This window comes from Streptomyces sp. YIM S03343 (assembly GCF_054729195.1).
The window spans coordinates 44,773-57,172 of the sequence record NZ_JBPUKX010000001.1 but is presented as its reverse complement, the minus strand read 5'-3'; the positions used below and the strand labels follow the sequence as shown (position 1 = coordinate 57,172).

8 protein-coding genes and 2 pseudogenes are annotated in these 12,400 nt (G+C 69.0%); 8 read left to right on the top strand and 2 right to left on the bottom strand.

The genetic code is table 11. The features are described from left to right. Window positions 1-26: 26 nt before the first annotated feature. Together ACSYGN_RS00250 and ACSYGN_RS00245 are read left to right on the top strand one after the other, a co-directional pair. Window positions 27-296, top strand: a pseudogene (locus tag ACSYGN_RS00250) (DDE-type integrase/transposase/recombinase); the annotation flags it as partial. Window positions 297-408: 112 nt separating this feature from the next. Continuing rightward, window positions 409-756 (top strand): integrase core domain-containing protein, encoded by a 348-nt coding sequence (locus tag ACSYGN_RS00245; RefSeq protein ID WP_460390591.1) that lies wholly within the window; start codon window positions 409-411, stop codon window positions 754-756. 90 nt (window positions 757-846) lie between these two features. Here the strand turns inward: ACSYGN_RS00245 and ACSYGN_RS00240 are convergent, their stop codons facing one another. Next, complete coding sequence (locus ACSYGN_RS00240; protein ID WP_460390588.1) at window positions 847-2,115, bottom strand: IS110 family RNA-guided transposase; 1,269 nt, start codon at window positions 2,113-2,115, stop codon at window positions 847-849. Between the two features lie 697 nt (window positions 2,116-2,812). On the opposite strand from ACSYGN_RS00240, the gene ACSYGN_RS00235 reads away from it, so the two are divergent. The 4 genes and pseudogenes from ACSYGN_RS00235 to ACSYGN_RS00220 all read left to right on the top strand — a co-directional run bounded on the left by ACSYGN_RS00235 (window position 2,813) and on the right by ACSYGN_RS00220 (window position 5,941). Then, a complete protein-coding gene (locus tag ACSYGN_RS00235; RefSeq protein WP_460390586.1) occupies window positions 2,813-3,961 on the top strand; it encodes an alginate lyase family protein in 1,149 nt (382 codons plus the stop codon). 380 nt (window positions 3,962-4,341) lie between these two features. Continuing rightward, window positions 4,342-4,881, top strand: coding sequence for a GNAT family N-acetyltransferase (locus ACSYGN_RS00230; RefSeq protein WP_460390584.1), 540 nt, complete (start codon window positions 4,342-4,344; stop codon window positions 4,879-4,881). A gap of 176 nt (window positions 4,882-5,057) precedes the next feature. Next, window positions 5,058-5,321, top strand: a pseudogene (locus ACSYGN_RS00225) (transposase family protein); the annotation flags it as partial. Window positions 5,322-5,419: 98 nt separating this feature from the next. Beyond that, window positions 5,420-5,941: a hypothetical protein gene (locus tag ACSYGN_RS00220; protein WP_460403121.1), complete on the top strand. Its 522-nt coding sequence runs from the start codon at window positions 5,420-5,422 to the stop codon at window positions 5,939-5,941. Here ACSYGN_RS00220 and ACSYGN_RS00215 read toward each other — a convergent pair. Then, complete coding sequence (locus ACSYGN_RS00215; protein ID WP_460390582.1) at window positions 5,898-6,689, bottom strand: IS5 family transposase; 792 nt, start codon at window positions 6,687-6,689, stop codon at window positions 5,898-5,900. The genes ACSYGN_RS00220 and ACSYGN_RS00215 overlap by 44 nt on opposite strands. Before the next feature lie 755 nt (window positions 6,690-7,444). On the opposite strand from ACSYGN_RS00215, the gene ACSYGN_RS00210 reads away from it, so the two are divergent. Together ACSYGN_RS00210 and ACSYGN_RS00205 are read left to right on the top strand one after the other, a co-directional pair. Then, complete coding sequence (locus tag ACSYGN_RS00210; protein ID WP_460390580.1) at window positions 7,445-7,849, top strand: CU044_2847 family protein; 405 nt, start codon at window positions 7,445-7,447, stop codon at window positions 7,847-7,849. Beyond that, window positions 7,846-12,222 (top strand): nSTAND1 domain-containing NTPase, encoded by a 4,377-nt coding sequence (locus ACSYGN_RS00205; RefSeq protein ID WP_460390578.1) that lies wholly within the window; start codon window positions 7,846-7,848, stop codon window positions 12,220-12,222. The genes ACSYGN_RS00210 and ACSYGN_RS00205 overlap by 4 nt, the downstream gene beginning before the upstream one ends. Window positions 12,223-12,400: the final 178 nt, after the last annotated feature.

Below are 12,400 nucleotides of genomic sequence, written 5' to 3'. Positions count from 1 at the left end.
GGAACTACTGGTGTTCGCAGCGGACGATGTACCGGATCCTGTCCGCCGCCGGACAGAACGGCGAACGCCGCCGCCAGGCCACCCACCCGCCCAGGACGATCCCCGAACTCGTCGCGACCGGACCCTCGCAGGTTTTCACCTGGGACATCACCCGACTGCCCGGCCCGGCCAAGGGCATCTGGTTCCACGCCTACGTGATCATCGACATCTTCAGCCGCTACATCGTCGGGCACACCGTCGAACTCGCCGAAACGGCCGAGCGTGCGGAGGAGTTGATCCGCGAGGCCATCGAACGCAACGGCATCGTGCCCCACACCGTCCACGCGGACCGCGGCACCTCCATGACCAGCAAGAAGGTCCCAACTGCTGATCGACCTCGGCGTCACCGGGAGCCATTCCCGCCCCAGGGTGAGCAACGACAACCCCTTCAGCGAAAGCCAGTTCCGCACCACCAAGTACGCACCCGACTATCCCGAACGCTTCGACTCCCTGGCGCACGCCAGGGAATGGACGGACGCGTTCATCAGCTATTACAACCACGAGCACCGCCACTCCGGGATCGGCCTACATACCCCCGCATCCGTCCACTTCGGCACCGCCCACGAGGTGAGGGATCAGCGGTCCGTCGCCCTCGCCGAGGCCTACGAACGCCATCCCGAACGCTTCGCCCGACGGCCGAAACCACCCGAGATACCCGGCCAGGTCCGGATAAACGACCCCGCCAAACGAACGCAACCCGAACCACAAAGCTCATAGCGACGTAAACGTCTCATCCGAAAATTGATCGTGCGGAAGGCGTCCGCCATCGGCCCGCGGGCGGGTGCCGGCGGGCGGGGCATGTCCTGGCTATGCGGCGGGTTCGAGGGTGACCTTGAAGCCCAGGGCCTCGAGCTGGCGGAGGTGATTGCGTTTCCTGCGTTCGGGGTCGATGCGGGTGTCGTAGAAGTCGGCGCCGAGATCGCGGAATTCGGTGTCCGGGTCGGACAGCAGGTGCCAGATCACCACCAGCAGCGAGCGGCCGACTGCGACCAGCGCTTTCTTCTTGCCGCGGCGGCGGGCGATGCGCCGGTAGCGTTCGCCCAGGAAGGTGTCGGTCTTGCCGGTCGCGGTGGCGCAGTTGCCCAGGACCCGGGCCAGGTAGGCGTTTCCGTGTCCGGTGGTGCCCCGGCCCTTCTTCTTCCCGGCGGACTCCTTGACGCCGGGGGCGAACTTCGCCCAGGAGGCGAGATGGGCGGCGGTGGGGAAGCGGGACATGTCGAGCCCGATCTCCGCGATGATCACACGGGCGGAGACGGGGTTGACGCCGGGGATCTCACTCAGCCGCGCGATCGCCTCGGCATATGGGGCGACGTCGGCGCCGATCCTGGCGTCCAGCGCGGCGATGTCGGCGTCGATGGCATCGATGCGGCCGAGCATCTTCGAGAGTAGGAAGGCGTGATGGTCGGTGAAGTGGCCGGTGAACGCCTCCTCCAGCTGAGCGAGTTTGGCACGCAGCCGACGGCGGGCGTACTGGGCCAGCGCCTTGGGGTCACGCTCACCGGCGATGAGCGCGGCCAGCATGTCGCGGCCAGAAGGGCCGAAGATGTCGGTTGCCACCGCGCTGACCTTGATCTGGGCATCCTCCAGCAGCTTCTCCACGCGCTGCTTCTCGCTGGTGCGTGCGTTCACCAGGTCGGTGCGGTAGCGGGTCAGGTCCCGCAGCGCGCGGATCTCACGGGGCGGTACGAAGCTCGGGCGGATCATCTGCCGCTCGGCCACTTTGGCGAGCCAGACCGCATCCAGCCGGTCGGTCTTGGGCCGGCCCGGCAGGTGCTTGACGTCGCGCGCGTTGACCAGCCACACCTCGAACCCCGCGGCCTCCAGGACGTAGAAGGCGGGCCGCCAGTAGTCGGAGGTGGCCTCCATGACCACCCGGGTCACCTCCAGGCACCGCAGGTGGTCCGACAGCTCCAGCAGCGACCGGGTCACGGTCGGCCAGGAGCCGACCTCCTGCATGCGCCGCCCCGGCGATCCCTCCCGCGGCACGCGGGTGCAGCACACCACCTCGGCCTTGCCGATGTCCAGTGCCGCCACCCGTTCGATGATTTCCTCGGTGTCCTGCGTCTCTGTGAGCATCCGCGCCTCCCCTTGCTCCCGGGCGGCTGCTGCCTGTTGGGAGCCAAAGGGCTGCTGGAGGAATCTCATCCGCGTGCTCGAGGCCACACTGAAGGCGCCCATTGGCTGGCTCCCCGTGCCCGGCTCATTTACGACCTCGCAGATCACAGACGTAACGGCCTCAACAGGCAGCAACCGTCCCCATTTTCACCTCGGAGAGGGCGTCACCGCAGGTGATCCGATGGGCTCATTTGACTTGACAACTACCGCAACTGGTTCGTCTGGTTCACCACGCCTGATTCAACCACCGCGGCCTGGACTTCCATGATGCCCGGCACGGCTCATGGTGGCTTCCTTTTCCCTCCCTTAAGCGAGGCATAAGGCCAGCCCATCGACTTGACGCCGGATATTGGTCAGGTCAGGGTGCGTTACGTGTCCATGGCGGAACCTCGGTGATGAGGGAGCCCGCAGGCACCGCTCCGAGGCGTGCGCCGCCTCGAAGACTGGTCCGCCGCAGCTTGCCTGTCCCATGTGCCGTCAGGTACCCGTATCAGAATTGACCGCTTCACGGAGGCGCTTGATGATTCGCGCTCGGCATGGAACTGACGGTACCGCGGGAGGGACTCACGGCAGACACATCAAGCGCCGCGGGCTTGCAGCAACCATCCTGTCGGTCTTCCTGGCCTTTGCGCTCGGCGCCCTGACGCTTCCTTCCCTGGTGTCGGGCGACGCCGAAGCGGCCGGTTCCCAGGCCTCCCCGTCGGCGGCGGCGACCCGTGTCTTCAAGCACCCCGGCGTACTCGTCAGCAAGCCGCAGCTTGCCTTTGTGAAGGCGAAGGTGAAGGCCGGGGCGGAGCCGTGGAAGTCCGCCTACAACGCCATGCTCAAGAGCAGGTACGCCTCACTGTCCTGGACCCCGAAGCCGCGGGCGACGGTGGAGTGTGGTTCCCAGTCCAACCCCAATCACGGGTGCACCGATGAGCGCGAGGACGCGCTTGCGGCGTACACCCATGCCCTGCTGTGGAACCTCACCGGGGATGAGCGTTACGCCACCGAATCCATCAAGATCATGGATGCCTGGTCCGCTGAGATCAAGGAGCACACCAACCACAACGCACCCCTCCAGACCGGCTGGTCCGGCGCCTCCTTCGCCCGCGCCGGCGAGCTGATGAAGCACACCTACACCGACTGGTCGAGTGCCGGGCAGACCCGCTTCGCCACCATGCTGCGTACCGTGTACCTACCGGTGGTGATCAAAGGACGGCCGGACTCCAACGGCAACTGGGAACTGATCATGATGGATGCCGCCACCGGGATCTCGGTCTTCCTCGATGACGAGACGTCCTTCAACAAGGCCGTCGCCATCTGGCGCAAGCGGGTGCCCGCATATATCTACCTCACGAGCGACGGGGCGCTGCCGAAGACCGCAGCGGGCAGCAGCAAGGACACCAAGGCGGAACTGATCGACTACTGGCAGGGCCAGTCCACGTTCGTCGACGGCCTGGCACAGGAGACCTGCCGCGACTTCGGGCACACCGGCTGGGGCTTCGACGCCGCCGCTCACGTCGCCGAGACCGCCCGTATCCAGGGTCTGGATCTCTACTCCGAGATCGAGAGCCGAATGACCAAGGCACTGGAGTTCCACGCCAACTATGAGCTGGGCGCGACGGTGCCGTCCTGGCTCTGCGGAGGCTCGGTCAACCGCGGCATCGGCTCGGTACTGGAGGTCGCCTACAACCACTATGCCAACCGGGAGGGGATCAGCCTTCCCAAGACCAAGAAGCTCATCGAGACCAAGCAGCGCCCGAGTGGTGCGAACTACTTCCTCGCCTGGGAGACGCTGACCCACGCCAGCAGTCCCAACTGATCGACCTATATGGGAAGGGCGCCGCCCACGGCTCAGGAAGGCAGTGAGCGGCGCTCATCGGGTCTCCGTGAGTTGTTTCCGGTAGGTGGCCCGGGAGGGCCGGATGTGGCTTATCGGGCCTTGTCTTCAGCGGCTTCCGAGGAGTGGCCGTCCGGCTCTCCGGGGCGCTCAGGCTACTGATTGAGATGTGCGCGCTGTGTGCGGTCGCTGTTTTACGGAGATGACGGCGGGTTTTCCTCGGGCCGACGGCACGCTGTGCGGAACGAGGAGGTGCGAGTGAGTAACGAGTAGCCGCGCGGTAATGACGCGATCTTGATCGTGTAGGAGCCCCGCGACTTGAGTGTTGGTATTTGGCGATGCTGGCCTGACAGGATCGGCTCGTGATCAAAACCTCGGTGACTATGCGCGAGCTCGTTGTCGGTGACTGCCACGCTGTACATGCCTTCGCCAGCCTGCCGGAGGCTTGCCGCTACCAGGCGTGGGGGCCGAACACCGAGGAACAGACGCGGGACTTCGTCCAAGGCGCGGTGGATGCCCGGTTGCAGTCCCTGCAGACGAGATTCGTGTATGCGGCCTGCCTCGACAGTGAACTCGTCGGTATCGGCGAGCTGAAGGTCCGTACCCTGGCCCACCGCCAGGGCGAGATCTCCTATCTCGTCCATCCTCGGGTGTGGGGTCGAGGCGTGGGTACAGCCATCGGCGGCGAACTTCTCGGCAGAGGGTTTGGGCTGATAGGACTGCACCGGATCTATGCGACCTGCGATCCTCGCAACGTCGCATCGGCCCGGGTGCTGGGCAAGCTCGGCATGACGCACGAGGGCCGACACCGGCACACCGCGCGGATCCGGGACGGCTGGCGTGACTCCGAAGTCTTCAGCATCCTCGACCAGGAATGGGCGCACCGGCCCGGGCCCGAGTGATCGGGGTATCGGCGGTCAGGCTCCCGCAGCCGCCCTGGTGCCGGAAGGCGAAGCGCCGCGCGGGATCATCTGGAGTGTGAAGTCAAGTTGGGCCCGCGCGGCCTGCTCTGATTCTGCCCTGTGCGGGATCTCGAAGGAACACCTGGGTGCACTGATCACCGAGTTGGCCGGTGGTGTTGCGCTGGGTGCTGTCACACAGGGCGCTCGCGGCGCTGTTCGGAGTTTCGCCCTCCACGATCGACCGGGCGGTCGGCGAGGTGCGCCCGCTGCTGGCCGCTCGCGGCTTCGCGGTGCCGGATCGGTCCGGGATCAGGCTCAGGACCCTCGCGGACGTGTTCGCCTATGCCCAGGCCGAGGGGATCACGCTGCGGATCGACGGTACCGAGGTGCAGGTACGCCGCCCGAAGGCGGGGCGGCCGGGCCGTAGGAAGCTGTTGTCTTTCCGGGGTTGAGGATGGCGTTTTCGCTGGTCGGGCGTGGGGCCGGTGATCCTTGGGAGTGGTGGTGTGTCGTGTCGACGCTGCTGTGGAGGTCATGGATGCCGTCGGTCGTGGGGCTGCTGGAACAGCGTGAGCTTGTCGCTCGTCGTCGAGTGGAGGAGCTGCGGGAGGAGGCTGACCGCGTCCAGGCCGAGTTGGCCGCGGCCGAGCGGGACTGGAAGGAATGGGCCATCGCTCGTTCGCGGGTGGGCGAGGTGCTGGCCCCGGCGGACGGGACAGCACCGACGGCCGACGGGCAGGCCGGGAAGGCACCGGCGACGCCGGATGCGGTGAAGGCGAAGTGGCAGGTGCCGGTGTGGTGTGAAGGGCTTGCGTGGTCGGTGTTGCCGGTGGACTACCAGCGCATCCTCACCGTGCTCGCGAACCGGGTCCAGCTCGGGCAGGGGCCGATGACCTGTCAGGAGATGGCTGCTGTGTTCGGTATGGACGTGGTTCCGGCGCGGGTGGAGGCGCTGAGGTCGAAGGCGAAACGTCTGGTCGCGCGCGGGTGGCTGGCCGAGCCGGCGCCGGGCCGGTTCACGCCCGCCCGCGGGGTGAGCGGGCCAGGCGGCGGGTCATGAGCAGGGTCATCGACCAGTAGATCATCGCCTCGGCGCTGGTGGTGCGGCGTTCGTAGTCGCGTGCGAGGCGGCGGGTGCGCATGAGGTGGGCGAAGAAGCGCTCGACGATCCACCGTTTGGGCAGCACCACGAACCCCTTCTGGTCGTCGCTGCGTCTGACGATCGTCAGGACCAGGGCGAACCTGGCCAGGCAGTACTCGACGATACTGCCGGTGTAGCCTCCGTCGGCCCAGACCAGGGCCAGCAGGTGGTGGGCGTCGGCAACCTGGTGCAGCAGGACCCGGGCGACGGCGCGGTCGCCGACGTCCGCGCTCGTGACCATGACGCCCAGCAGCAGGCCGAGGGTGTCGACCACGACGTGCCGCTTGCGCCCGTTGATCAGTTTGCCGCCGTCGAAGCCGCGGCTGTCGGCGCCGACCACGGCGTCGGCCTTGACGGACTGCGAGTCGATCACGCTGGCCGTCGACTCCGTGTCCCGGCCCAGCCGGATGCGGACGTGGCCGCGCAGCCGGTCGTGGAACTCGTCGACCAGGGCGTGGTTGCGCCAGCGGCGGAAGAAGGCATACACCCGGTCCCAGGGCGGGAAGTCGGCGGGCATCGCCCGCCACTTGATCCCGTTGTCCACGAGATACCGGACCGCGTCCAGCAGCGCGCGGTGGCAGTACCCTTCCGGTCGGCCTCCCCGCCCGCGCATCCAGCCCGGGACCGGCAGCAACGGCCGGACCTCGGCCCACTCCGTGTCCGTCATGTCCGACGGGTAGCGGCGCTGCCGCTCAGGCCGGTCAGCCGCGTTGCCGTACACGTGCACGAGACAATCACACGTTGGAGCGGCCGGGTTGGACTGCCCGACCATCGACACGGAAGACTGCGGCACCGGGGCCTCCTGTTGCTCTCTGGATTCGACGCCCACGAGCTGTTCAGGAGGCCCCTTCCTCATGCCCCTGCCACGGAAGGATCACGCCGGATGCGGGAACCTCGCTCCGTCCTACACCGGGCATCTCTCCGACACCCGACTACGCGGCCCGGCACATACCCATGATCAGCGAAAGTGATCAGCGCTCAGAAGAAGATGGCTACAACTGATCACCGAGTTTGATAGTTGACAAACCCACAGCTCACACCGCGGACCGCAACCAACAACCCAGCCACCAGCGATCGCCTCCCACCCAACACTCCACAAACACAGCCGCACGCCCGAACTGATCAGCCCAGCTCAGACGCCTGTGAACTGATCACAAAAACCGATCCTGGACAGGCCCGCACTACGGAAACTGGGCATCGAATGGGCATGAGCACGCCTGCTGGATGTTGGAGCGCGGGGCTGGTCTCTGGTCCTGCGGGGTGAGGTTCTGCGCTCGTCCGAATTGACGGGGCGAGATTTCAGTTCCCACTGACCCGTCAAATACGTAGCGCGTGTGGAGAGTTCGAGACGGTCCGGTCCCGACAGGCCGTCGAATCGGTAGGGTACGAACCCGGCGTGGCAGGTGTCGCGAAGGGGGAAGCATGGCGTACCTGGTCGAGTTGCCCGTTTCCGGGGCGGGCGGCGCGGGAGCGGGTGGCGAGGGGGCGGGATCCGCTCCGTCGGATGCGACCGGCATCATCAAGGTCCAGATCGACGAAGTCGCGGAGGGGCTGGTGCAGGTCGCCCGTCCCGGGCAGGTCGTGGCGCGGGCGACCCGGTCGCTGAACGACATGCTCGCCGGGATCCGGCCGGTCGCGGAGAACTTCGTCGACGGATTCCGCGACATGGAACGGCAACCCGACGAGATCGGCGTCGAGTTCGGCCTGTCCCTGTCGGCCGAGGCGGACGTGGTGATCTCCCGGACGACCGGACAGGCTAACTTCAAGGTCACCCTGACCTGGCGCAATGAGTCGTCCAGCGAACCGGCAGCGGACGCCGCGGGATGACGGTGCCCGCGTTACCGCCCGAGCGTACGGTGGGTACGGGCCCGCAGTCCCTGGACGCGGCCGTACTGCGTGTCCTCGACGGCCGTGGGCAGCCCGTCGGCGTCGCCTTCCTGGTCTCCGACACGCTCGCCCTGACCTGCGCGCACGTGGTTCATGCGGCCCTGGGCACGACGGGGGACGCGGCGCCTCCCGCTTCCGCCCGGGTCCAGGTCGACCTTCCCCTCGTGCCCGCCCCGCAGCCCGACGGCGGCACGCCTGCGACGACGGCCGGTGTCGAGCACTGGGTGCCGCCGCGGACACCCGACGGGGGGTCCGCGGCGGCACCCGCGCGCGCCGAGTCCTCCATGCCCACCACGCGCGACGATGTCGTCGAGCCCGCCGACGTGGCCGTGCTTCGGCTGCAGACGCCGCTTCCGGGAGCGGCACCGGTGCGTTTGGTGCACGCGGACGAGTTGTGGGGCCACCCGATGCGGGCATTCGGGCTGCCCGTCGGCCGTCCCGGCGGGGTCTGGCACGCGGGGGTGTTGCGGGGTCGGCAGGCCGACGGCTGGGTGCAGGCCGATCTCGCCGGCAACGGGTATCCGGTGTCCCGGGGCTTCAGCGGCGGCCCCGTGTGGGACGACCGGCTGTCAGGTGTCGTCGGCATGGTCACGGTGGCCGAGTCCGGACAACCGCCCGTCAGTTACTTGATACCCACCGGCGGACTGTTGGCCGCCCGGCCCGAGCTGCGCGCGGTCACGCTGCCGCCGTCGCCGTTCCGGGCTCTCTCGGCATTCCAGGAAACGGACGCGGCGATCTTCCACGGCAGGCGGGCCGAAAGCGACGACGTGGCGCGGGCACTGGCCGCCGAGCGCCTGGTCACCGTCGTGGGGCCGTCGGGATCCGGTAAATCGTCGCTGGCCCTGGCCGGCGTGGCGCCCCGGCTGCGCGCGGAAGGCGCCCAGGTGGCGGTAGTGAGGCCGACTCCCGGCAGCAGCCCGCTCACCGCCTTCGCGGCGGCGGTGCTGCCGCTGCTGGAGCCCGGCTTGCCCGAGGCCGAGCGCCCCCAGCGGATCACGGAACTCGTCGAAGTGCTGCGCCGCCACGGCCCGGCGGACCTCGTGGCCCGGCTGCTCCAGCTGAGGCGCGGCAGCCGACTGCTCCTCGTGGTCGACCAGTTCGAGGATGTCCTCGGCCTGGAACCGGACGCTGTCGACGAGCTGGCCGACCTGCTCACGGGCGACACGCTGCCCGGCACCGTCCGCGTACTGATCACCTTGCGCGCCGACTTCCTGGAGCCGGTGCTGGCCCATCCGCGGTTCGGCCCGGAGATCGGCGGACACCTGCACGCGCTCGCCCCGCCGACCCCGGAATGCCTGCGCGAGATCGTGACCGTGCCCGTGGAGGCCTTCCCCGGAGTGTCCTACGAACCCCATCTCTCCGAGCGCATCCTCGCCGACACCGACCCGGGGCCGGGTCGGCTGCCGCTCCTCGGCCTCACCCTCGACCTGCTGTGGCAGCGGCAGCAGAGCGGCCTGCTGACACACCGGGCGTACGAGGAGCTCGGCGGTGTGACCGGCGCGTTGGGCGAACACGCCGACCGGGTCTGGGAAGCGTGCGTGCCGCCCGGGGACGAAGAGGCGGCCAGGCGGCTGTTCACCCGGCTCGTCCGGGTCCCGGTCGGCACGCCCGCGCCCATCCGGCGGATGGCGTTGCGCACCGAACTGCGCGCCGAGGAGTGGATGGTCGCGCAACGGCTCGCGGGGACGAGGCTGTTGGTGACCGGCCGCGACGTCGAGGGCACCGAGACCGTGGAACTCGCGCACGAGACGCTGATCAGCGACTGGGGCAAACTGGCCGACTGGACCACCGGGGACCGTGCCTTCCTGGAGTGGCGGGCCGCTCTGCAGCAGGACATGGACCGCTGGGAGCACGCCGAGCGTCCCTCGCAGTTGCTTCCGACGCCCCTGCAGCTCGCCCGGTCCGAACAGTGGCTGAGCGAGCGCGGCGAAGAACTGACGGATACCGAACGGCGCTACCTGGACGCCGGCCGTGCCCACCGCCGCGCGAGGGTCCGTCGGCGGCGGACGGTGCTCTCGGCCGTCGGTCTCGTCGTGGCACTGGTCCTGGTGGCACTGTCGTCGCTCTACGCCACGCGGGAGGAGAGCCGGGGACGCGCGGCGGAAGCCGCCTCCCGCGCTCTCGCGGTGGCTGCGGAGGACGACGTACGCACGGAACCCGCCCTGAGCGTGCTGAAGGCACTTGCCGCCTACCGCACGGCGCCGACGCCGGAGGCCCGCAACGCGCTCCTGCGGCAGTACCTGCGCTTCAAGGACTACGACCGGGTGCTGTCCGGTGTGCTGGGCACGGTCTGGGAGGTCACCACCAGTGCGACCGGCGACGTCGTGCTGGCCACCTCGAAACTGGGCCGGGCCGTCCTGTACGTCGGCGCCACCTCCGGTCCGGTGCGCAGCGCCCAGGTGCCCTCGACCGGGCAGGTCCAGGGAGTCGCGGTGTCCGCGGACGGCAGGCGCGGCGCCTACGTCCAGGCGGACGGCAGGGCCGTGTGGTTCGAGGTGGACACCGGCGCCGCAGGCCTGCTCGGCCCGATGCACCGGCTGCCCGACGCGCCGGGCGGCACCGACGTCAGCTGGGAATCCTCGGTGCGCCCCGCGATGTCGGCGGACGGCCGTGTCCTCGCTGCGCGCGTCCGGGGCCGCCTGGTGTGGTGGAACCTGGACCGTGGCACCCTCGCCGGTGAGGTGCCCGCACCCCACGACATGAACACCGCCCTGTGGCTCGGCCCGGACGGGCGGACGCTGCTGACGAAGGTCTACACGGCGTCGGGCGCGCAGGCACTGAAGTCCGTGGACATGGGCACCGGCCGCGTCACGCAACTCCTCTCCGAGGCCAAGGAGATCCTCGTGTCCGGTGACCGCCGCACCGCGGTCGTGTGCCGAGCGGAGGGCAAGCACACCGTCGTCAGCCGTCACCGGACCTCCGACGGCGCCGGGATCGGCCGCCCCTACCGCGAGCGGGACAAGGCGTATGTCACTGACATATGTACGGTGGACGCCGTCGACGCGACCGGGCGGCGCGTCTCGCTCCCCTGGGGTGAAGGACTGCGCGTCGTGGACCTGAACAGGAGCGAGACGATCTCCTGGTTGCCGCTGCCGCGATCCGGCGCACAGCCCATACCCGCGAACCTCCTTGCGGAGTCGCACGGCAGGCTCTACTACGTGAGCCAACAGGAGTCGATGATCACCTTCCTGGGACTGACACCGGGCAGACGACTGCCCGAGGTCGCTCAGCAGCGTCTCACCGCCGACGGGAAGCGGACGATCACCGTCCTGGAGGACGGATCCCGCATGGAACTGCGCCCGGCCGACCCGAGGCGGAGAGGACAGGTCCTCGCGGAGGCGTCCCGGGCGAAGCCGTACTGGGTGCCCGACCAGCCCGACCTGCCCGTCTTCGACGGCACCGGCAGGCTCGTCGCCGACCGCGAGTCCGCCGACACGGTGGTCGTCCGGGACGCGTCGACGCTGCGGAATGTGGCCACCGTGACCGCCGTCCGGCCGCCGAAGACCCGGCCCGGCACCCATTGGGTCCGGGACCTGGACGTCAGTGGGGCGCTCAGCTGGCACTTCCAGCAGTACGAGTTCCGCTACTTCTTCGACCACACCGGCCGCCTGCTGACGGTCTCCGGCACCGTCGTCCAGCAGTGGGATCCGCGAACGGGTCGGCAGACCGCCCGCTTCGACGCCGGCGCGCTGCGCCCCGGCGATGACCCGGACGCGCTCGTGACGATCGCCCCGTATCCGGACCGCAACCAGGTCTCCGTGATCGTGCGGGGGCAGCGCGGCATCCGCGTCGTCGACATCACGGACGGACGCGTCACAGCCCGCGTGCCCACCGAGGGGGATGTCCTCTCCGCCGAATTCAGCTCCGACGGACGGTACTTCGCAGTCATGCGCCGTGAGACGGGACTCGAGGTGTGGCAGCGCGGTGACCCCGGACGCAAGGTGATCGGCCCGCTGAGCACCGTCGGCGAGAGCAGCACCGACGCGTACCGCGCCGTCTTCCTCGACGACGGCCGCTTCCTGATCGCCGCGGACAACGCCGTACGCACCTACCGGATCGGCGAGCGGAGCTACGGCGACACGTACCTGTTCGCCGATTCGACCCTCAGGACGGGGGACTACTCGTTCCCGGATGTGTCCGAGGACGGCAGGACCGTGCTCCACGCCGCCTCTGACAAGACCGCCAGCGCCCTCGTCCTCGACCCGGAGCTGTGGAAGCGGGAGTTGTGCCGCATCGTCGGAGACCGCGCGTTCACGGCGGACGAACGCGACGGCCTCCCGGCGGAGGCGAAGACATGGCAACTGTGCCCGTAGCGCCGGTTGTTGTCCGGCGAGCATGGACGACGAGGTCCGAGCGAGGGGGACGCATGGCGTATCCGGTCGAACCACCCGTGTCCGCGCCCGGTGGCGCCGGGGGTGCCGCTCCGCGCGACCTGACCCTCGCCGCTGGCGCAGACTTGGGGATCTCCCGGACCACCGCGCAGCCCGGCTT

Bases quoted from the DNA above. Each gene is read 5' to 3' on its own strand.
- ACSYGN_RS00205 (WP_460390578.1), top strand. From the start codon at position 7,846: ATGACGGTGCCCGCGTTACCGCCCGAGCGTACGGTGGGTACGGGCCCG.
- ACSYGN_RS00240 (WP_460390588.1), bottom strand. From the start codon at position 2,115: ATGCTCACAGAGACGCAGGACACCGAGGAAATCATCGAACGGGTGGCG.
- ACSYGN_RS00215 (WP_460390582.1), bottom strand. From the start codon at position 6,689: ATGACGGACACGGAGTGGGCCGAGGTCCGGCCGTTGCTGCCGGTCCCG.
- ACSYGN_RS00220 (WP_460403121.1), top strand. From the start codon at position 5,420: ATGCCGTCGGTCGTGGGGCTGCTGGAACAGCGTGAGCTTGTCGCTCGT.
- ACSYGN_RS00210 (WP_460390580.1), top strand. From the start codon at position 7,445: ATGGCGTACCTGGTCGAGTTGCCCGTTTCCGGGGCGGGCGGCGCGGGA.